Source organism: Aeromonas bestiarum, from assembly GCF_000819745.1.
In the GTDB taxonomy this organism is placed as follows: Bacteria; Pseudomonadota; Gammaproteobacteria; order Enterobacterales; family Aeromonadaceae; genus Aeromonas; species Aeromonas bestiarum.
Genome location: NZ_CDDA01000012.1, coordinates 118471 through 137783 on the forward strand (window position 1 = coordinate 118471; position 19313 = coordinate 137783).

Sequence of the window (19313 nt, forward strand, 5' to 3'; positions counted from 1 at the left end):
GATGCGCCAGATGTGCATGGTTCATTCCCTGTGATACGGATGATTGGTGGTAATGCTCCAGGCGCGGTAGAGGCTCTCGGCCACCAGCACCCGCACCAGCGGGTGGGGCAGGGTCAGCGGCGACAGCGACCAGCTCTGCTCGGCGGCGGCCTTGCACTCGGGCGACAGCCCCTCCGGGCCCCCGACCAGCAGCGCCACGTCACGACCATCCAGCTTCCAGGCTTCCAGTTGTACGGCGAGCTGCTCCGTGGTCCAGGGTTTGCCGGGAATATCCAGGGTCACTATGCGTGAACGGCCGGCGGCGGCCAGCATGGCTTCCCCCTCCTTTTGCAGGATGCGGGGAATATCGGCATTTTTACCGCGTTTGCCGGCGCCGATCTCGACCAGCTCGAACGGCATGTCTTTGGGGAAACGGCGACGGTACTCTTCGAAGCCACGCTCTACCCAGGCAGGCATCTTGGTGCCCACTGCAATCAACTGGATCTTCATCGTTTGTTACACTTGTGCTCTGTTATTGCGCATTCACTTGAGCGGTAGCGCCCCAGAGTTTTTCCAGTTGGTAGAAGTCGCGATATTCGTCCTGCATCACGTGCACTATGACTTGCCCCAAGTCCACCAGTACCCATTCCCCCGTGAGCTGGCCTTCCACGCTCAGCAGATCGAGCCCGGCATGGCGAGCTTCGCTGGCCAGGTGATGGGCGATGGCGCTGACGTGGCGACTGGAGTTGCCGGAACAGACGATCATGGTGTCTGTGATGCTGGATTTACCGCGCACATCGAGGGTGATGATGTCGCGGCCTTTCATGTCATCGATCTTGTCGACGATAAAGGCATGCAGTTCTTGGCCTTGCAATGATCTTCTCCTGTGTTCCGACGCCTGAGGGCGGCGGATTATATCATGGTCACTCCCGTTTCCCAGTCCGGTGAAGGGGAGTGGAACGGGGGCCGTGCCCGTGTGGCAAACCAGGCCCCTGTTGATCAATATAGTGCGCAACCGGCCGGGACAATAGTCGCGCCGGTTGTGGTCAGCTTGGCTGGTAGAGGCCTTGCTGGCGAATGTAATCGGCCACCGACGGCGGCAGCAGGTAACGGGGATCCTCCCCGGCCGCCAGCAGGGCTCTGAGCCGGGTGGCCGACAGCTCGATGGGCTGGTTGTCCGCCAGCCAGATATGGCCGGCAAGGCGCCGGTGCAGCGCGGTGGCATCCGTGGTGTGATGGCGAGCCAGCAGCTCGGCCACCTCCCCCGGGTAGTCAGGTTGCCAGCCCGGCCGCACGCTCACCACCAGGTGGGCATAGTCGAGCAGCTCTTGCCAGCGGTGCCAGCTCGGCAGGCCGAGCAGGGAATCCATCCCCATCAGAAAGCAGAGCGGTGTGCCCGGCAGCGCTTGCCGCAATTCGATGAGGGTGTCTATGGTCCAGGAGGGGGTGTCCCGCTTCAGTTCCCGCTCATCCACCACGAATCCCGTGTTCTCCGCCGCCGCCAGCTTGACCATGGCGAGGCGCTGCTCGCTCGAACAGAAGGGGTTGGTGCGATGGGGCGGTATATGGTTCGGGATCAGCCGGATTTCGGCCAGCCCTATGGCGTCCCGCGCCTCTATGGCCGGGCGCAGGTGGCCGATATGGATGGGGTCGAAGGTCCCGCCCAGCAGCCCGATAGGTGGCTTCAGCATGAGCAGTTCTCAGCAGGAAGGAACCCCATGTGGATGGGGTCTAAGGTGGCTCGGGCCAGCAGGTCGATGGGGGCCTTCAGCATGCGGCGGGCTCCAGCAGGGGCAGCGGCGTACCATCGCGAAAACCCAGGGCCAGGGTCTGCAACATCAGCCAGGCCTGCTCGGTGTCGAAGCGACGCTGGGCGTCGTCAAGCCGGGCCATCAGCTGCCACAGCTGCTGCAACTTGGTGAAGGGCAGCCGGGTCAGGGCCTGCTGGATCAACTGCTGGCGGCTCTGCCAGATGCGCAGGCGGGAGAAGTGCTCCACCAGCGGCTGGCCGGCTCTGGCGGCCAGGGCCAGCTCGGTGAGCTGCTCCAGCTCGCGGCACAGGGCCCAGGCCAGCATGCCGGGCTCTGTGCCCTCGGCGCGCAGGGCCAGCAGGATGCGCTGGGCCCGGTTCACCTTGCCCTCCAGCAGGGTATCAATGAGCTGGAACGGCGTGAAATGGGCGTGGCGTATGATGGTCTCTTGCAGATAGGCGACGCTGATAGGCTGGGGCGGTGCCAGCAGGGTCAGCTTCTCTATCTCCTGGCTGGCGGCCAGCAGGTTGCCCTCGTAGGAGTGGCACATGAAGTTGATGGCATCCGGCAGCGCTTTGAGGCCGAAACGCTGGAAGCGGGCGCTCATCCAGCGCGGAAAGAAGCGGGGCTCGGGGTGATTGACCGGCACATAGGTGCCGTTCTGGCTGAGCTTGTCGAACCAGGCTGCCTTCATCTGGGTCTGGTTGAGGCGAGCGCCGCTCAGTACCAGCAGCAGATCCGGATGCAGTTGCTTGCCAATTTCAGTGATGCGGGCGGCCAGATCCTTGTCGACCTTGGCCGGCAGCTCCAGCTCTATGATCTGGCGGGCGGAGAAGAGGCTCATGGCCTGACAGGCGTCGTAGACCTGATTCCAGTCCAGTCCCTGCTCCACCACGAAAGTATGGCGCTCATCGAACCCCTGCTTGCGGGCGGTCTGACGGATGGCGTCGATGGCTTCCAGCTTGAGCAGAGGTTCGTCACCAAAAACGAGATAGCAGGGCTTGAGCCCTGCCTTGAGATGATCCGCAAACTGCTCGGGATAGACTCTCATCAAGATACTCGCATCAGAACTTGACCTGGCTCAGTTGGCGGATCACCAGGCTGGCGGCCTGCTCCTGCATCTCCTTGCCGAGCTGCTCCTGCTCGCGGGAGGAGGCCAGCGCCGCATCCGGCTTGTTCAGGAAGCTGCGGTTGAAGGTGATGGGGAAGACCTGGGTCGGTTTGCCCGGCATGGAGACGGTGAACTGGGTGTTGTAGCCCAGCACGTACTCACGGGCCTGGCCTATGGAGTCAACCGAGGCAACCTGACTGGTGCTGCCGACGCCGGACAGGGTCAGCACAGGTATGCCCTCCTTGTCGGCGAGTTTGACGCCAGCCGCCTTGAGGCGGGTGGTGACCAGCCGGTAGAAGTCGCTCTTGTTGTCACCGACCACCTTCATGGTCATCAACTCGGGCGGGATGGCCGTGCCTCGCATCTGAAAACCGCAAGCCTGCAGCAGCAGGCCCATCAGCACTATGGCCATCCAGCGAATGAGGGGGGTGCCCATATGAAATCCTCTTTGCATTAGGGGAAAGCGGCGGGCGCAGGGCCCGCCGTTATCATCCGTTTGTCGTTACCGCTTGGCAACCAGGCAGTCAGCTTGAGTTGCCACGCGATATGGCATCAGTTGGCCACGATGTTGAGCAGTTTGCCCGGCACATAGACCACCTTGCGAACGGTCAGGCCGTCGGTGAACTTCTGCACAGAGGCATCGGCCATGGCCAGTTTCTCGACGTCGGCCTGGCTTATCTCGGCCGGCACTGTCAGCTTGCCGCGCATCTTGCCGTTGATCTGCACCACCACCAGCTTCTCGGTCTCGACCATGGCAGCCTCGTCGGCCACCGGCCAGGCGGCGTGATCCACGTCGTCGCCCTTGCCCAGCATCTTCCACAGCTCGAAGCCGATGTGCGGGGTGATGGGGGAGAGCATGACCACGACCGCTTCCAGCGCTTCCTGCATCAGGGCGCGATCCTGCTCATTTGAACCCAGCTTGGTCAGGTTGTTCATCAGCTCCATGATGGCGGCGATGGCGGTGTTGAAGGTCTGACGGCGACCCACGTCATCGCTCACTTTGGCGATGGTCTTGTGCAGCTCGCGGCGAACGGCTTTCTGCTCGCTGCTGAGGGCGGTCACATCCAGTGCAGCAACGGCGCCACCGGAGACGTGCTCGAAGGTGATGCGCCACAGGCGACGCAGGAAGCGCTGGGCCCCCTCCACGCCGGAGTCGGACCACTCCAGGGTCATCTCGGCCGGCGAGGCGAACATCATGAACAGACGGACGGTATCGGCGCCGTAACGCTCCACCATCAGCTGGGGGTCTATGCCGTTGTTCTTGGACTTGGACATCTTGGTCATGCCGGAGTGGATGACTTCACGGCCTTCATTGTCGATGGCCTTGGTGATGCGACCCTTGTCGTCACGTTCGACCTTGACGTCAACCGGGCTGACCCAGACGTTGCCGCCCTTCTCGTCTTTGTAGTAGAAGGCGTCGGCCAGCACCATGCCCTGGCAGAGCAGGCGCTTGAACGGCTCATCGCTGTTCACCAGCCCGGCATCACGCAGCAGCTTGTGGAAGAAGCGGGCGTAGAGCAGGTGCATACAGGCGTGCTCGATGCCGCCTATGTACTGATCCACCGGCAGCCAGTGGTTGGCGGCAGCCGGATCCAGCATGCCCTTGTCGTAGTCCGGGGAGCAGTAGCGAGCGTAGTACCAGGATGACTCCATAAAGGTGTCGAAGGTATCTGTCTCGCGGAACGCTTCCTGGCCGTTATAGGTGGTCTTGGCCCACTCGGCATCGGCCTTGATCGGGCTCTGGATGCCGTCCATCACCACGTCTTCCGGCAGCAGTACCGGCAGTTGATCTTCCGGGGTCGGCACCACAGTGCCGTCGGCCAGGGTCAGCATGGGGATGGGGGCACCCCAGTAACGCTGACGGGAGACACCCCAGTCGCGCAGACGGAAGTTGACGGTGCGCTTGCCCTTGCCGATCGCTTCCAGCTTGCTGGCGATGGCATCGAAGGCGGCCTGGAACTCGAGACCGTCGAACTCGCCGGAGGCGAACAGCACGCCCTTGTCGGTGTAGGCGGCCTCGATCACGTTTGGCGCGTCACCGTCAGCCTGCTTGATGACAGGCTTGATCTCGAGACCGTACTTGGTGGCGAACTCATGGTCGCGCTGGTCGTGGGCCGGAACGGCCATCACGGCGCCTGTGCCATAGTTCATCAGCACGAAGTTGGCGACCCAGACCGGCACCTTGCGGCCATCCAGCGGGTGAATGGCATAGAGGCCGGTGGCCATGCCCTTCTTCTCCATGGTGGCCAGTTCAGCTTCGGCTACCTTGGTGTTCTTGCACTCGTCGATAAAGGCGGCAAGCTCGGGGTTACCGGCGGCAGCCTGCAGCGCCAGCGGGTGACCGGCGGCGATGCCGACATAGGTGACGCCCATCAGGGTATCGGGACGGGTGGTGTAGACCTCGAGGTCGCCATCCTGATCGGCGACCTGGAAGTGGATGTTGACCCCTTCGGAGCGGCCAATCCAGTTGCGCTGCATGGTCTTGACCATCTCGGGCCAGCCTTCCAGATTGTCGATGTCGTTCAACAGCTCTTCGGCATAGTCGGTGATCTTGATGAACCACTGGGGGATCTCTTTCTGCTCCACCGGGGTATCACAGCGCCAGCAGCAGTTGTCGATCACCTGCTCGTTGGCCAGCACCGTCATGTCGTTCGGGCACCAGTTGACGGAGGAGGTCTTCTTGTAGACCAGACCCTTCTCGTACAGCTTGGTGAAGAACCACTGCTCCCAGCGGTAGTAATCCGGTTTGCAGGTCGCCAGCTCGCGATCCCAGTCATAGCCCAGACCCAGCATCTTCAGCTGGTTCTTCATGTATTCGATGTTTTCGTAGGTCCAGGGCGCCGGTGCCGTGTTGTTTTTGACCGCGGCGTTCTCCGCCGGCAGGCCGAATGCGTCCCAACCTATGGGTTGCAGCACGTTCTTGCCATTGAGGCGTTGATAACGGGAGATCACATCACCTATGGTGTAGTTGCGAACGTGCCCCATGTGTAGACGACCAGACGGATAGGGGAACATGGAGAGGCAGTAGAACTTTTCCTTGTCTACTTTCTCCACCGCCTTGAAGGTTTTCTTGGCATCCCAGTGCTTTTGCACTGCTGGTTCTATGGATTGGGGAACGTATTGCTCTTGCATTGGTGACATCCGGATCTGTGAAATGAATAGATAAATCAGCTGGGAAATCGCAATAGAATACCCATATCCAGCGGCGGCAACAACCGCCAGCATCCGTCAGGCCTTATGCCGGGCATGATCAGGGTTCAGTAGAGGAGTAACGATCATGGACAAACGTCAAAAAGGGTACGAAGCCTTCATTGCAGAGCTGCAGAAGCAGTGGCAAGAGACTGAAGAGTTCCAGGGGGAGCGCCTCAACCGGATGATCGCCAAGGTGCAGGCCTATCTGGAGGCGGCCGGCGACCTGACCCAGGATGAGCTGGCGCTGATCGCCGAGTACGTGAAGCGGGATCTGGGCAACTATGACGAGGGGCGCGCCGAGGTGGAGGAGTCCGCCTTCATGCTGGCGCTCAAGGACACCGCCTGGTCCTGGCTGTCGGACGTGACCGACCGCGCCCAGGTGGAGTGGCGCGAGCTGGCGGATGAGCTGGAGCACAAGGGCGTCTACGAGGCGGGTGACTGGGTGGGCCTCGGTGTCATGGTGTGCGAGCAGTGCGGCTGGCGCCATACAGTGCTGCACCCGCAACCGCTCGATACCTGCCCCGAGTGCGGCGGCCACGAGTATCACCGCGAGCCGCTCTCGCCCTGATCCCGTCAGACAACCAGATGAAAAGAGGCGCCCAGGGGGCGCCTCTTTCATTCAGCGACGAACCGGAGCGCCGGTTCAGAGCTCGCGGGCCCAGGGGTGGGCACGGGGGCGCAGCGCCAACGCCAGACCGAGCAGCAGGGCGGTCAGCCCGTACAGCGGCCAGCTGCCAAAGCGCAGGTAGGGGGTCGAACCGTGGGCGGGACGCACCTCGGCTCTCAGCACCCCGGCCTCGAACTGCGGGAGCTGGGCTATGATGCTGCCGTCGATCTCGGTGACGATGGTGATGCCGGTGTTGGTGTCGCGCAGCAGCGGGCGAGCCAGCTCCAGCGCGCGCATGCGGGCTATCTCCATATGCTGCCATGGACCTATACTGGTGCCGAACCAGGCATCGTTGGAGACGGTCAGCAGGAAGTCGGTATCCGGCTGCACGTTGCGGCGCACCTCGTCCGGGAAGATGATCTCGTAGCAGATGGCGGCGGCGAACTTGAGCCCCTTGGCGATCAGGTTCGGTTGCTGCTCATTCCCGCGGCTGAAGGAGGACATGGGCAGGTTGAAGAAGGGTGCTATGGGGCGCAGCAGATCTTCAAACGGCACGAACTCGCCGATGGGCAGCAGGTGGTACTTGTAGTAGCGGTTCTTGTGCTCGTAGTGATACGACTCCTTGCCGTCCGCGTCCTGTACCCCCATGCCCAGCACTGTATTGAAGAAGCGCTGCTGCTCGAAATCGTAATGAATGATGCCCGCCAGCAGGCCGGTGTCGTTCACCTTCATCGCCTTGTCCAGGCTCTCCAGGTAGTTGCCCATCTCCTTCTCGATGGCCGGGATCGCCGATTCCGGCCAGATGATGATGTCGGCATCCTGGTTCTCGCGGCTGAGATCCTGATAGGTGCGCACCGTCGGCACCAGCGCCTCGGGATCCCACTTGAGGGACTGTTCTATGTTGCCCTGCACCAGAGCGACCTTGACCGGCTCGCCGCGGGTCACCCAGTTGAGCTGCATCAGCCCCTGAGCGGCACCGATCAGCGCGACGGGCAGCAGCAGCCAGACCGGCTTGCGGCTCTGCCACACCAGCCAGAGGGCGGAGGCCGACAACAGCAGCGCCAGCGTGATGCCCTGCACGCCGAGGATGGGGGCCAGGCCCTTGAGCGGCCCGTCGATCTGGCTGTAACCAAACCAGAGCCAGGGGAAGCCGGTCATCACCCAGCCGCGCAGCCAGTCTGCCACCAGCCAGAGCGCCGGGAAGGCGAGCAGCCAGCGGCTCCAGTGGCGACCGCTGAAGAAGCGGGCGAAGGCCCAGCAGGCCAGGGTCGGGTAGAGCGCCAGATAGGCCGACAGGCCGGCCAGCAGCACGAAGGCGACCGGCAGCGGTATGCCGCCAAACATGGTCATGCTGACGTGGATCCACCAGAGCCCAGGCAGGAACAGCCCCATGGCATAGCCAAAGCCGCGCCAGGCCGCCTGCCTGGGGTTGGCCTTGTCCAGCAGGGCATAGAGGCCGAGCAGGGACGGGATCACCAGCGGCCAGTAGTTGAAGGGGGAGAAGGCCAGCACGGCGAGCGCGCCGGATGCCATGGCACAGAGGCTTGTCAGGAGTTTCGATTTCACGGGCAATAGAGGCTCGGATTGGACTGCAACAGGTTGATTGGCCGGTATCTTAACCTGTAAATGCGGTCAACGGCGAGCCTCCCGGCTGTGGCGGGCGCAACCGGGCTGGGATCGGGAAATAAAGGGCGGTCTGTCGGGCAGGGGATGACGTGTGGGGTTGGAGGATATGGTTGCCTTGCCCCGTGGCCAAATGGCAAGCGCCCCGACGAGCGGGGCGCTGATGCTTCACGGCTGGCCGGGGGCCGCGTTGGATTTACTGGGCTTCAGACTGGGCCGCGACATGGTTGTCGGGGATCTTCACCTGCAGCTGCTGCAGGCGGCGCCGGTCGGCGTGCATCACCTTGAACAGGTAGCCGTCCAGCTCTATCTCCTCGCCTTTTTTCGGCAGGTGGCTGAAGGCGTGCATCACCAGACCGCCCACGGTATCCACCTCTTCATCGCTGAACTGGGTGCCGAAGAAGTCGTTGAAATCCTCGATCTCGGTGAGGGCGCTGACCGAGAAGACCCGTTTGCTGATGCGGCGGATCTCGTCCGGCTCATCTTCGATGTCGTCAAACTCGTCGTCGATCTCGCCGACGATGAGCTCCAGTATGTCTTCAATGGTCACCAGACCCGAGACGCCACCAAACTCGTCCACGACGATGGCCATATGGTAGCGCTCTTCACGAAACTCCTTGAGCAGACGGTCGACTCGCTTGCTCTCGGGCACGATCACCGTAGGGCGCAAGATTTTCTCGAGCTGCAGCGGCTCGCTGGCATGGTGGCCGCCGAAACCGAACGGCAGCAGATCCTTGGCGAGCAAGATGCCCTCCACATGATCCTTGTCTTCGTTGATCACCGGAAAGCGGGAGTGACCGGATTCGATGATCACCGGCAAGATGTCGTCCACCGGCTGGGACTTCTCTATGGTGACCATCTGGGAGCGGGGGATCATGATGTCGCGAACGCGCAGCTCGGCAATTTCGAGCACGCCCTCAATCATGTCCTTGGTGTCCTGATCGATAAGATCGCGCTCCTCGGCATCGGCTATCACATCCACCAAATCGTTGCGGTCTTTTGGCTCGCCCTGGAAGAGTTGGCTGAGTTTGTCGAGCCAGGTTTTCTTCGGCGAGCCGGTACTAGGGTGATCGTCGGTCATTTTTTCTCTTGGTTACTCGCTTGAACACATTTGAAATTGTCTTGGTGATATAAGGATGGCCATCGGCTGTTTCAAGACGATGACTCTCCCGTCCTTTACGCTTTTACTCTTCGTCGTTCAGATAAGGATCGGCAAAACCGAGTTCCTGCATGATGTCGCGCTCCAGCTGCTCCATCTCTTCGGCTTCCTCATCCTCGATATGGTCATAACCTAGCAGATGCAGACTGCCGTGCACAACCATGTGGGCCCAGTGGGCCTCCAGCGGTTTGCTCTGCTCGACGGCCTCCTGTTCCACCACCTGGCGGCAGATGACGAGATCGCCGAGCAGCGGCAGTTCCATGCCGGGTGGCGCCTCGAACGGGAAGGAGAGCACGTTGGTGGGCTTGTCCTTGCCGCGATAGGTGAGGTTTAGCTCGCGGCTCTCCGCTTCGTCGACGATGCGCACCGTCACCTCGGCCTCGGTCTGGAAACCGAGTATGGTGCCGTCGAGCCAGCCTTGCAGCTTGGCTTCGCTCGGCAGATCTTCCGCCTGAGCGCAGGCCAGTTGCAGATCCAGGGTCACACTCATTGGGCACTCTCTTTATTGGCTTTGGCAGGGATGGACTCGGCCTGTCTGGCGTCGAACGCCTCATAGGCTTGCACTATGCGGGCCACCACAGGATGGCGTACCACGTCTTTGGATTCAAAGAAGTTGAACGACAGGCCATCGACCCCTTGCAGCACTTCCAGCGCGTGGCGCAGGCCGGACTTGGTGCTGCGCGGCAAGTCCACCTGAGTGATGTCGCCGGTGACCACTGCCTTGGAGTTGAAGCCGATGCGGGTCAGGAACATCTTCATCTGCTCAGTGGTGGTGTTCTGGGCCTCATCCAGGATGATGAAGGCGTCATTGAGGGTGCGACCGCGCATATAGGCGAGCGGCGCCACCTCGATGATGTTGCGCTCCATCAGCTTCTCGACCCGCTCGAACCCCAGCATCTCGAACAGGGCGTCGTAGAGCGGGCGCAGATAGGGATCGACCTTCTGGGAGAGATCGCCGGGCAGAAAACCCAGCTTCTCGCCCGCTTCCACCGCCGGGCGGGTCAGCAGGATGCGACGTATCTCCTGACGCTCCAGCGCATCCACGGCGGCGGCCACCGCCAGATAGGTCTTGCCGGTACCGGCCGGGCCTATGCCGAAGCTGATGTCGTGCTGGACTATGTTGGCGATGTACTGCGCCTGATTGGGGCTGCGCGGCTTGATGAGGCCACGCTTGGTCTTGACTGTTACTTCCTTGCCATAAGGAATGCCGGCGGCTGGTTCGTCGTCCTGCTCCAGCACCCGCGACTCCTGAATGGCCAGGTGCACCATGTCGGGCACTATGTCGGTCACCTTGCCGCCCTTGAGGGGCTGGGTTTCCACATAGAGGTGCTTGAGGATGACGGCCGCGGCATCCAGCTGGGCCTGTTTGCCAACCAGCTGGAAGTGGTTGTCACGGTAGCTGATCTCGACGCCGAGGCGGCGTTCCAGCTGCTTGATGTTGTCATCGAAGGGACCGCACAGGCTGGCGAGGCGTCGATTGTCGGCGGGCTCCAGATGCAGGTTCAGGGTCGAGATGTGTCGGCTCAAAATATCCTCGTCTTGACGCAGTGCCCATCAGGCCAGGCCGGATGGGCACGAAGAGATTAGTGGGGAGTGAAGGCGGCAACGCCCAGCTCGTCAGGTACGTTATCCGGGCGGCGGGCCAGGATCTCGCGCGGCGCGGTGGCGATGCGCAGATTCATCTCATCCTCGCCGCGGATAAAACGACCGCGCAGGGAGTTGGGACGCACCTCCGTGATCTCCACGTCGGCAAAGCCGCCGATCAGGGTGTGCTGCCCCTCGAAGTTGACCACCCGGTTGTTCTCGGTGCGGCCACACAGCTGCATGGGGTCGAGCCGGGAGGGCCCTTCCACCAGGATGCGCTGGGTGGAGCCCAGCATGGCGCGGCCAATCTGCATCGACTGGTTGTTGATGACATGCTGCAGGCGGGCCAGCCGGGCCTTTTTCACTTCCATGTCGACGTCGTCGGGCATGTCGGCGGCCGGGGTGCCGGGGCGCGGGCTATAGATGAAGCTGAAGCTCATGTCGAAGTTGATCTCTTCGATCAGCTTCATGGTGGCCTCGAAATCCTCGTCCGTCTCGTTCGGGAAGCCGACGATGAAGTCGGAACTCATGGTGATGTCGGGACGGGCGGCGCGCAGGCGACGGATCTTGGACTTGTACTCCAGCACTGTATGAGGGCGCTTCATCATGGTCAGGATGCGATCCGAACCGCTCTGCACCGGCAGATGCAGGAAGCTGACCACTTCCGGCGTGTCCTTGTAGACCTCTATGATGTCGTCGGTGAACTCGATCGGATGGCTGGTGGTGTAGCGAATGCGGTCTATGCCATCAATGGCGGCCACCAGTCGCAGCAGCTCGGCAAAGGAGCAGATGCTGCCATCAAAGGTCGGGCCCCGGTAGGCGTTGACGTTCTGGCCCAGCAGGTTCACCTCGCGCACGCCCTGTTCGGCGAGCTGGGCGATCTCGTAGAGCACGTCGTCCATCGGCCGGCTCACCTCCTCGCCACGGGTGTAGGGCACCACGCAGAAGGAGCAGTATTTGGAGCAGCCTTCCATGATGGAGACGAAGGCGGTGGCGCCTTCGGCACGGGGTTCCGGCATGCTGTCGAATTTTTCGATCTCGGGGAAGGCGATGTCCACCTGGGCACCGCGCCCTTCCTGTACCTGCTTGATCATGGCGGGCAGGCGATGCAGTGTCTGTGGACCGAAGACGATATCCACATAGGGGGCGCGAGTGCGAATGTTGGCCCCCTCCTGAGAGGCGACACAGCCACCCACGCCGATCACCAGACCGGGCTTGTTGGCCTTGAGTTTTTTCCAGCGTCCCAGCTGGTGGAACACCTTCTCCTGTGCTTTTTCGCGGATGGAGCAGGTATTGAGCAGCAAGACATCTGCCTCTTCGGGCTCCTCGGTCAGTTCATAGCCATTGCTGGCATCCAACAGGTCGGCCATCTTGGACGAGTCGTACTCGTTCATCTGGCAACCCCAGGTTTTAATGTGAAGTTTCTTGCTCATTGCTTCTCTTGACTTGTTTTGAAATCGGCATGGTCAAAGGACCGGGCATTTTACTCCGCAATCTGGATACTGCCTAGCTAATATCCAGCCCGTCATGGGTCTCTCTCCCTCCTGAACAGTCGCTATTTGTTCGGCCTTTCTCCTTGATTTGGCGCGGCAATTCGCAATTTGTCTCACTGTTTCTGCCGGTCCCTTGCGGTATCATGTCCCCATTCGGTTTGGCCCCGCCTACCCTTGTCCGGGGCGTCCCCTTTCAGGAATCAAGTTATGGAACAGTGTGATATCGCCATCGTCGGCGCCGGCATGGTCGGCGCCGCCACCGCCTGTCTGCTGGCGGCGCAGGGCCTCTCCATTCGGGTCATAGAGACCCAATTGCCCGAGCAATTCGCCCCACAGCAGCCGCTGGATCTACGGGTTTCCGCCATCAGCCAGGCCTCGGTGGCGCTGCTGGAGCAGGCCGGTGCCTGGCACCATCTGCAGCAGATGCGACTCTGCCCCTACCGCCGACTGGAAACCTGGGAGCTGGATGGCTTTGCCACCCGCTTCAACGCCGCCGATCTCGGCCTGCCGCAGCTCGGCTACATCATAGAGAACCGGCTGGTGCAGCTGGCCCTGCTCAAGAGGATGGAGGATTTCCCCACCATCCAGACCCGCACACCGGCGGCGGTGACGAGTCTGCGCCAGCGCGCCGACGAGGCCGTGCTGACTCTGGACGATGGTACCGAGCTTTGCGCCCGCTGGGTGCTGGCCTGCGATGGCGCCGAATCCCAGATGCGCCGGTTGGCGGGCATAGGCGTGTCCCGCTTCGAGTATCGCCAGCACTGCATGCTGATCAATATCGACACCGAGTTTGCGCAGGAAGACATCACCTGGCAGCAATTTACCTCGAGTGGCCCGCGCGCCTTCCTGCCGCTGCCCGGCCAGCACGGCTCACTGGTGTGGTATGACAGCCCGGCCCGTATTCGTGCCCTGTCGGCCATGAGCAACGAGAAGCTGGGGGAGGAGGTGCGTCGCCACTTTCCGGCCCGGCTCGGCGGCTTCACCGTCACGGCCAAGGGGAGTTTCCCGCTGGTGCGGCGCCACGCCAACGACTATCACGCCGGTCGGGTTGTGTTGCTCGGCGATGCCGCCCACACCATCAACCCGCTGGCGGGGCAGGGGGTCAACCTCGGCTTCAAGGACGTGGCCTGCTGGGCCGGGTTGCTGGAAAAGGCGGGCGCCGACTGGCATCAGCCGGCCCTGGCGGAGCGCTACGAGCGTCGCCGTCGCCCCGACAACCTGTTGATGCAGTCGGGAATGGATCTCTTCTACGGCGTGTTCAGCAACGAGATAGGGCCGCTCAAGCTGGCTCGCAATCTGGCCCTCAATCTGGCGGACAAGGCAGGCCCGCTCAAGGAGATGGCGCTGCGCTACGCATTGGGGCTGGTATAAGGCGCCGGGCGCCAACACGAGGGAGCAGAGATGATGAACAAGGCACTGCTGGCGATCGATTTTATCAACGACATAACCCATCCGGATGGGCGCATCGCCGCCTCGGCGGCCCATGTGTTGGAGCAGGATGCCATCACCCATGCCAATCAGGCGCTGGCCCATGCCCGTGCCCACGGCTGGCTGGTGATCCTGATCAAGGTCGGCTTTGACGGCGGTTATCTGCTGCAACCCAAGGGGTCCCCCATGTTTGGTCGGGCCAATCAGTTTGGTGCGCTCTCTCTGGCGGACAGTGGCACCGACTTTCACCCCGACCTCGGCGTGCAACCCGGCGATCTGGTGCTGACCAAGCCCAGGGTCAGCCCCTTCTATGGCACCGCGCTGGAGCCGGCGCTGCGGGCCAATCGCATCGGTCACCTCTATCTGTGCGGGGTCAGCACCAGCTGGGCCATTCAGGCTGCGGCCCGGGACGGCCACGATCGGGACTACGCCATCACCATACTGGAGGATGCCTGCGCCGCCGCCGACGCCAGCGAGCACCAGGGCTCGCTGCGGATGCTCGGCCGCATCGCCGAGATCATCAAGGTGGCCCAGCTGGCGTGATCCCGCCGGTCAAGGCTGTTTTCGCTCACTATTTTGACATTTTGTCGCCAGTCCTCTGTTGAGCCGGCGCCGTTTTAGGGCAACATGGAGTCAGCATTGATGGCCACAAGGATGAGGGCATGCGTTATCAGGGACGGATCGCGAGCTGGAACGAGGCGCGAGGCTTCGGCTTTATCACGCCGGAGCAGCAGGGGGGCGAGCAGCAAGGGCGCGAGCTGTTCGTGCACATCTCGGCGCTGCAATCCGATGGCCGGCTGCCCGAGGCGGGGGAGCGGGTCTCCTACCAGATAGGCAGGGGCAAGGACGACAAGCCCAGGGCCGTGCAGGTGTTTTTTCCCGACCGGCCGCTGTCGCTGGCTGATACCTCAGCGCCCCCCTTGCCCGGCAAGGATGCGGTCCGCCGACCTGAGGCCAGGGGAGCACAGCCACCCATTTCGTCCAGGCCCCGCCCTGGCCCCTCCTATCGCCGCAAGAGCAACTGGCGCGGCAAGTTGATCCCCCTGCTGGTGCTGGCGGGCCTGTTTTCTGTCTACTCCCGCTTCTCGGCCGAGTCGGTCTCACCTCCGCCGGCCTCCTCTTTCAGTCAGGAGGAGGCCGGCAGCTCATACAGCCCCACCTTCGTCCGTCAGTGCGACGGTCGGCAGTACTGCTCCCAGATGACCTCCTGCGAGGAGGCGACCTGGTTTTTGCAAAATTGCCCCAATACCAAGATGGATGGCAGAGGGAGAGGCAACGGCATTCCTTGTGAAAGTCAGTGGTGTGGTCACTGAGGTCGGACTGTTTAATCGTTGCCGAGACTAACAGGTTGATAATCAAGGGCTCTTTTATCCTGAAGGGTCATCACGGTCGGGGAGAAGGGGCCATCCCCTTGTTCCTCTGTGGTCGGTGACGGCATTTGGCGAAGTGAGTCAGGGCTGCTTTACTTCTGGTGATGATTCATCTGTCTCTAATTTTTGCTTGGCGTTTTCATTTCAGGATGACGGTCATGGTGGATGATTTTCGGGGCTCTCTGTTTCACTTTTCCGATCGGGCGCAATACCTGTCTGCGCTGCTGAACTCGCTGGAAGACCAGATAGCCGTGATTGATCGGGACGGGGTGATCCACTATACCAATCTCGCCTGGAACCGGTTTGCCGAACAAAACGGCATGCCGCCAGGGTACAACTGGCTGGGGGTCAACTATCTGAGGGTGTTCGACAGCCTGGTCGATCCCCTGGTTCTGATGGCGGCAGAAGGGATCCGCCGCGTGTTGTGCGGTGAGCAGGAGCACTTCTCTCTGGAGTATCCCTGCCACAGCCCGGATATCCAGCGCTGGTTCATGATGCGGGTCTCGCCCGTGCTGGGGGTGGATGTCGAGTTTTACACCATAGCCCACATCAACATCACGGAGCGCAAGTTGCAGGAGCTGGACGTGACCCACCTCTCCCAGCACGATCCCCTGACCGGCCTGGCCAACCGGCGTCTGTTCAACAGCTTCCTGCATAACGAGTGGCGCCGCAGCATGCGGGAGCGCACGCCCATCTCCTTCATCATGCTGGATCTGGACAACTTCAAGGCGTGCAACGATCGCTTCGGCCATCAGGTCGGGGATGATTTCCTGCTGCAGGTGGGTCACCTGCTCAACACCTTGTGCCAGCGGCCAGCGGATCTGCCAAGCCGGTTCGGGGGCGATGAATTTGCACTGGTCCTCGGCAATACCGGCAAGGAGGCCGCCTTGCGGATGGGGGAGGCGATCCGCCTCGGGATCCACGCCTTGAGTATCCGGGAGGCGGGTGATGCCCGGCTCAGCGCCAGCATCGGCATTGCCACCCAGATCCCTGAGCAACTGCCGGGCTCGGAGAACGAACTGCTAGCGGCGGCCGACATGGCGCTCTACATGGCCAAGAAGGGGGGCAAGAATCGCTGCCACAGCGTCGGCTGTCCGTCATTACCCGCCCCTTGAGCACCACAGCCCCTTGATGGGGCTTTTTTTTGCGCATAAGCCGCCTCAGCGTTCGGGCACGGCCGAGCATGGCGTGGGATGCGCCGCCATGACCAGTTGCAGGAAACGATCGCGGATGGGATCGGCAAATGCCGGGTTCCAGACCAGGCTGATTTCCCATTCTGACCAGGGGCCGGACAGGGGATAGAGGGTGACATCCTGGCCCGCAATGAAGCTGACGCTGCGGGGCAATATGGCGTTGCCTATGCCGGCGGCCACCAGGGCGACCAGGGTCTGGATATCTTCCGCCTCCTGCACCATGCCGGTCAGCCGGTTGGCGCCGAGGAAGCTGGCGATCTGCTGGCTGAGGCCCGGGCAGCGGTGCCCGACCATCTGCAACAGTGGTTGATGGGCCAGCGCCCACTCCACGTCGAACGCAGCCGGATCCGGCCCCGTCATCTGGCTGGGCACGGCCAGCACCAGCCGGTCGGTCAGCAGCCTGTGCTCCCGCAGTTGCGGCGCGTGCGGCCGGCGCATGAACCCCAGCTGCAACTGACCCGACAGCAAGCGCTCGTGCTGGATGGCGGAGGTCATGTCCTGCAGGTGCACCATCACATCGGGTACCTGCTGCTTGAAACGGGCGACCAGCGAGGGGGCTAGCGCGAAACTCGACAGCCCGAAGCCAATCTTGAGCCGCCCGGCTATGCCGCTCGCCAGCGCCAGGGCGTGGCGCTCAAACCCCTTGCCGTGTTCGACCAGTGCGCTGGCCTGGGTGAGCAGCTGTGCCCCCATGGCGGTCAGTTCGGCGCCGTGGCGCCCCCGGTTGAACAGCGTGCTGCCGAGCGCCAGCTCCAGCCCCTGGATCTGCTTGGTCAGCGCCGGCTGGGTGATGAACAGCCGGCTGGCGGCCTCCCGGTAGTTGGCGGTCTCGGCCAGCATCACGAACGCCTGCAGTTGCCTCAAGTCGAATTTCATTCCGTTTGGTTATCCAATGTGGCGATTTATTGATTATAAATTATCTAACCGCCTTGTTCTAATGGTCTCGTAACGGGCCATCTGCCCGCCTGACGCACAACGAGGAGCCATGTCATGTCTAGCGAACGCTATCTGTTTTTGATCAAGGGAACCCTGGTGATGGCCCAGCCTCTGGCGGCGCCGGAGACGGGAGAGCTGCTGGCGAGCCTGCTGCAACAGGGATTTGTGGTGGCCCCTCAGCAGGTCTGGGCGGGCAATGCCGAGCAGGCGCTGGCCTGTTATGAGCAGGCGGCCCAGCAGTCGGCCCTCGCCAGCGTGCTGGCAGGGGCTGAGCCCGTGCTGGCTGGAGCCCCGTCATGACCCGGCTCACCCTGCGGGTCGCCGCCCTGCTGCTGGATATGGATGGCACCCTGGTTCACTCCACCGGCGAGGTGGAAACCGTGTGGCGGCTCTGGTGTCGACGTCATCAGCTGGCGCCCGAGCCCGTGCTGGCCATGTGTCACGGCCTGCGCTCGCGGGAGGTGATCCGGGCCCTGGCACCTCAGCTGGACATGGCGCAGGAGGTGGCCCTGCTCGATGAGCTGGAGATCCATCACACGGGGCGCGGCGAGGCCATCATGGGGTGCCGGGCCGTGCTGGCCAGCGTGCCCGCCGGACGTTGGGCACTGGTGACCTCCGCCAGTCAGAGGGTCGCCCGCCATCGGCTGGCGAGCGCAGGTCTGCCACTGCCGGCCCTGCTGGTGGGGGCGGAAGACGTGATGCGAGGCAAGCCGGATCCCGAACCCTACCTACTGGCCGCGGCGCGGCTCGGGGTTGCCCCCGCCGACTGTCTGGTGTTCGAGGATGCACCGGCTGGCATAGAGAGTGCCCTGCGGGCCGGTTGCACCGTGGTGCAGGTCGGTGGCAACCGGCGGCTCGATCCGGCCGTGGCGGCGGTGATCCAGGATTGGCGCCAGGTGAGTGTGGGTGATGGGGTGGAGGGCGCGTTGCAGGTGACGCTGCTGAGCTGATGGGGCGCCGCCAACAAAAAGCCCCCGGCGAGCGGGGGCTTGGGATGACGAGTCGGGTTACTTGAAGACGCGAAAACGCACTGCGTCGTCCATGAAGGTCTTGTCACCGGCCGGCTGCTTGATGCTGCCAAAGGGCATCTGGGCACGCAGCAGCCAGCTCGCGGGCAGGTTCCACTCCTTGCGCACCGCTTCGTCGATCAGCGGATTGTAGTGCTGCAGGGAAGCACCAACCCCTTCCTGTGCCAGGCTGGTCCAGACCGCAAACTGGGCGATGCCAGTGCCGTGTTCGGACCAGATGGGGAAGTTGTCGGCATAGAGGGCGAACTTCTGTTGCAGATCCTTGATCACATCCGTGTCTTCGAAGAAGAGCACAGTACCGAAACCGGCGCGGAAGCTGCCATCCACCTTGGCTTCGCTCTGGGCATAGGCCTCTGGCGGCACTATCTTCTTCAGCTCCGCCTTGACGATATCCCACAGCTTGTGGTGCTGGGCGCTAAACAAAATGACGGCACGGGAGGTTTGGGAGTTGAAGGAGGAGGGACTGTGCTTGATGGCATCCTGGATCAGGGCCGTGAGCTGCTCCGGCGTGTGGGAGACCTGGTCGCCCAGGGCATAGATGGTACGACGTACTTTGATCTGTTCGATAAACGGACTGCTCATAACATCTCCTTGGTTTGACAGAAAATCGCATTCGGCGGCCAGCAAGAAGGCCATCCGGCTCCGATTGTTCAAGCTATAGACTATAACACCCCCTTCCCGCTGAACCGTCAACGCACAGTGGTCACTGTTTTTACTTTTTGTGGATATTCATATGCGCGGTCTGGATGAGCCGTCTCATGTTTTTATGTTTCTTGTCAACTAGCCCTCATTCAGCTGATTTCAATCAATGATTAATCCGGCATGTTCACCATAAAATCCTGTCACGTCGGCTGTTTTC

The 19313-nt window shown here is 62.2% G+C and carries 20 protein-coding genes; 7 read left to right on the forward strand and 13 right to left on the reverse strand.

From position 1 onward, the window contains the following. Window positions 1-21: 21 nt before the first annotated feature. The 6 genes from rlmH to leuS form a co-directional block, all read right to left on the reverse strand. The gene (gene rlmH, locus BN1118_RS06525; protein WP_042034723.1) at window positions 22-489 is read right to left on the reverse strand and encodes a 23S rRNA (pseudouridine(1915)-N(3))-methyltransferase RlmH; all 468 of its coding nucleotides are present in this window, start codon (window positions 487-489) and stop codon (window positions 22-24) included. Between the two features lie 22 nt (window positions 490-511). Next, window positions 512-853, reverse strand: coding sequence for a ribosome silencing factor (gene rsfS / locus BN1118_RS06530; RefSeq protein WP_043135742.1), 342 nt, complete (start codon window positions 851-853; stop codon window positions 512-514). A 172-nt stretch (window positions 854-1025) separates the two neighbouring features. After that, entirely contained in the window at window positions 1026-1670 is a 645-nt protein-coding gene (gene nadD, locus BN1118_RS06535) for a nicotinate-nucleotide adenylyltransferase (RefSeq protein WP_043555092.1), read from the reverse strand. A 76-nt stretch (window positions 1671-1746) separates the two neighbouring features. Next, entirely contained in the window at window positions 1747-2781 is a 1035-nt protein-coding gene (gene holA / locus BN1118_RS06540; RefSeq protein ID WP_043135738.1) for a DNA polymerase III subunit delta, read from the reverse strand. 13 nt (window positions 2782-2794) lie between these two features. After that, window positions 2795-3277: an LPS-assembly lipoprotein LptE gene (locus BN1118_RS06545; RefSeq protein ID WP_042867584.1), complete on the reverse strand. Its 483-nt coding sequence runs from the start codon at window positions 3275-3277 to the stop codon at window positions 2795-2797. A gap of 116 nt (window positions 3278-3393) precedes the next feature. After that, entirely contained in the window at window positions 3394-5973 is a 2580-nt protein-coding gene (gene leuS, locus BN1118_RS06550; protein ID WP_043555093.1) for a leucine--tRNA ligase, read from the reverse strand. A gap of 145 nt (window positions 5974-6118) precedes the next feature. Here leuS and BN1118_RS06555 point away from each other — a divergent pair, with 145 nt between their 5' ends. Further along, window positions 6119-6601, forward strand: a complete 483-nt coding sequence (locus BN1118_RS06555) for a zinc ribbon-containing protein (protein ID WP_043555094.1) — start codon at window positions 6119-6121, stop codon at window positions 6599-6601. Between the two features lie 75 nt (window positions 6602-6676). On the opposite strand, the gene lnt is transcribed toward BN1118_RS06555, so the two are convergent. The 5 genes from lnt to miaB form a co-directional block, all read right to left on the reverse strand. Beyond that, the gene (gene lnt, locus BN1118_RS06560) at window positions 6677-8173 is read right to left on the reverse strand and encodes an apolipoprotein N-acyltransferase (RefSeq protein WP_052449162.1); all 1497 of its coding nucleotides are present in this window, start codon (window positions 8171-8173) and stop codon (window positions 6677-6679) included. Window positions 8174-8459: 286 nt separating this feature from the next. Continuing rightward, on the reverse strand, window positions 8460-9344 hold the full coding sequence (corC, locus tag BN1118_RS06565; RefSeq protein WP_042034712.1) for a CNNM family magnesium/cobalt transport protein CorC: 885 nt from the start codon (window positions 9342-9344) through the stop codon (window positions 8460-8462). A gap of 103 nt (window positions 9345-9447) precedes the next feature. Continuing rightward, window positions 9448-9912 carry an rRNA maturation RNase YbeY gene (gene ybeY, locus BN1118_RS06570; RefSeq protein WP_043555095.1) on the reverse strand — a complete coding sequence of 155 codons (465 nt, stop codon included), beginning with the start codon at window positions 9910-9912 and terminating at the stop codon, window positions 9448-9450. Next, complete coding sequence (locus BN1118_RS06575; protein ID WP_043555096.1) at window positions 9909-10949, reverse strand: PhoH family protein; 1041 nt, start codon at window positions 10947-10949, stop codon at window positions 9909-9911. The genes ybeY and BN1118_RS06575 overlap by 4 nt, the downstream gene beginning before the upstream one ends. Window positions 10950-11005: 56 nt before the next feature. After that, on the reverse strand, window positions 11006-12439 hold the full coding sequence (miaB, locus tag BN1118_RS06580; RefSeq protein ID WP_043555097.1) for a tRNA (N6-isopentenyl adenosine(37)-C2)-methylthiotransferase MiaB: 1434 nt from the start codon (window positions 12437-12439) through the stop codon (window positions 11006-11008). Between the two features lie 267 nt (window positions 12440-12706). On the opposite strand from miaB, the gene BN1118_RS06585 reads away from it, so the two are divergent. The 4 genes from BN1118_RS06585 to BN1118_RS06600 all read left to right on the forward strand — a co-directional run bounded on the left by BN1118_RS06585 (window position 12707) and on the right by BN1118_RS06600 (window position 16412). Then, window positions 12707-13870 (forward strand): FAD-dependent monooxygenase, encoded by a 1164-nt coding sequence (locus BN1118_RS06585; RefSeq protein WP_043555098.1) that lies wholly within the window; start codon window positions 12707-12709, stop codon window positions 13868-13870. Window positions 13871-13903: 33 nt separating this feature from the next. Continuing rightward, window positions 13904-14470, forward strand: coding sequence for a cysteine hydrolase family protein (locus BN1118_RS06590; RefSeq protein WP_043555229.1), 567 nt, complete (start codon window positions 13904-13906; stop codon window positions 14468-14470). 119 nt (window positions 14471-14589) lie between these two features. After that, a complete protein-coding gene (locus BN1118_RS06595; RefSeq protein ID WP_043555099.1) occupies window positions 14590-15240 on the forward strand; it encodes a cold-shock protein in 651 nt (216 codons plus the stop codon). Window positions 15241-15455: 215 nt separating this feature from the next. Then, entirely contained in the window at window positions 15456-16412 is a 957-nt protein-coding gene (locus BN1118_RS06600) for a sensor domain-containing diguanylate cyclase (protein WP_043555100.1), read from the forward strand. A gap of 45 nt (window positions 16413-16457) precedes the next feature. Here BN1118_RS06600 and BN1118_RS06605 read toward each other — a convergent pair whose 3' ends face one another. Beyond that, window positions 16458-17366: a LysR family transcriptional regulator gene (locus BN1118_RS06605; RefSeq protein ID WP_043555101.1), complete on the reverse strand. Its 909-nt coding sequence runs from the start codon at window positions 17364-17366 to the stop codon at window positions 16458-16460. 114 nt (window positions 17367-17480) lie between these two features. Here BN1118_RS06605 and BN1118_RS06610 point away from each other — a divergent pair, with 114 nt between their 5' ends. Together BN1118_RS06610 and BN1118_RS06615 are read left to right on the forward strand one after the other, a co-directional pair. Further along, window positions 17481-17726 carry a hypothetical protein gene (locus tag BN1118_RS06610; RefSeq protein WP_043135721.1) on the forward strand — a complete coding sequence of 82 codons (246 nt, stop codon included), beginning with the start codon at window positions 17481-17483 and terminating at the stop codon, window positions 17724-17726. After that, window positions 17723-18376 carry an HAD-IA family hydrolase gene (locus tag BN1118_RS06615; RefSeq protein ID WP_043555102.1) on the forward strand — a complete coding sequence of 218 codons (654 nt, stop codon included), beginning with the start codon at window positions 17723-17725 and terminating at the stop codon, window positions 18374-18376. Before BN1118_RS06610 ends, BN1118_RS06615 begins: the two co-directional genes overlap by 4 nt. A gap of 57 nt (window positions 18377-18433) precedes the next feature. On the opposite strand, the gene BN1118_RS06620 is transcribed toward BN1118_RS06615, so the two are convergent. Then, the gene (locus BN1118_RS06620; protein ID WP_043555103.1) at window positions 18434-19036 is read right to left on the reverse strand and encodes a nitroreductase family protein; all 603 of its coding nucleotides are present in this window, start codon (window positions 19034-19036) and stop codon (window positions 18434-18436) included. Between the last annotated feature and the right edge of the window lie 277 nt (window positions 19037-19313).

Bases quoted from the DNA above. Each gene is read 5' to 3' on its own strand.
- rlmH (WP_042034723.1), bottom strand. From the start codon at position 489: ATGAAGATCCAGTTGATTGCAGTGGGCACCAAGATGCCTGCCTGGGTA.
- nadD (WP_043555092.1), bottom strand. From the start codon at position 1,670: ATGCTGAAGCCACCTATCGGGCTGCTGGGCGGGACCTTCGACCCCATC.
- holA (WP_043135738.1), bottom strand. From the start codon at position 2,781: ATGAGAGTCTATCCCGAGCAGTTTGCGGATCATCTCAAGGCAGGGCTC.
- BN1118_RS06545 (WP_042867584.1), bottom strand. From the start codon at position 3,277: ATGGGCACCCCCCTCATTCGCTGGATGGCCATAGTGCTGATGGGCCTG.
- leuS (WP_043555093.1), bottom strand. From the start codon at position 5,973: ATGCAAGAGCAATACGTTCCCCAATCCATAGAACCAGCAGTGCAAAAG.
- BN1118_RS06555 (WP_043555094.1), top strand. From the start codon at position 6,119: ATGGACAAACGTCAAAAAGGGTACGAAGCCTTCATTGCAGAGCTGCAG.
- lnt (WP_052449162.1), bottom strand. From the start codon at position 8,173: ATGGCATCCGGCGCGCTCGCCGTGCTGGCCTTCTCCCCCTTCAACTAC.
- corC (WP_042034712.1), bottom strand. From the start codon at position 9,344: ATGACCGACGATCACCCTAGTACCGGCTCGCCGAAGAAAACCTGGCTC.
- ybeY (WP_043555095.1), bottom strand. From the start codon at position 9,912: ATGAGTGTGACCCTGGATCTGCAACTGGCCTGCGCTCAGGCGGAAGAT.
- miaB (WP_043555097.1), bottom strand. From the start codon at position 12,439: ATGAGCAAGAAACTTCACATTAAAACCTGGGGTTGCCAGATGAACGAG.
- BN1118_RS06585 (WP_043555098.1), top strand. From the start codon at position 12,707: ATGGAACAGTGTGATATCGCCATCGTCGGCGCCGGCATGGTCGGCGCC.
- BN1118_RS06590 (WP_043555229.1), top strand. From the start codon at position 13,904: ATGAACAAGGCACTGCTGGCGATCGATTTTATCAACGACATAACCCAT.
- BN1118_RS06595 (WP_043555099.1), top strand. From the start codon at position 14,590: ATGCGTTATCAGGGACGGATCGCGAGCTGGAACGAGGCGCGAGGCTTC.
- BN1118_RS06600 (WP_043555100.1), top strand. From the start codon at position 15,456: ATGGTGGATGATTTTCGGGGCTCTCTGTTTCACTTTTCCGATCGGGCG.
- BN1118_RS06605 (WP_043555101.1), bottom strand. From the start codon at position 17,366: ATGAAATTCGACTTGAGGCAACTGCAGGCGTTCGTGATGCTGGCCGAG.
- BN1118_RS06610 (WP_043135721.1), top strand. From the start codon at position 17,481: ATGTCTAGCGAACGCTATCTGTTTTTGATCAAGGGAACCCTGGTGATG.
- BN1118_RS06615 (WP_043555102.1), top strand. From the start codon at position 17,723: ATGACCCGGCTCACCCTGCGGGTCGCCGCCCTGCTGCTGGATATGGAT.
- BN1118_RS06620 (WP_043555103.1), bottom strand. From the start codon at position 19,036: ATGAGCAGTCCGTTTATCGAACAGATCAAAGTACGTCGTACCATCTAT.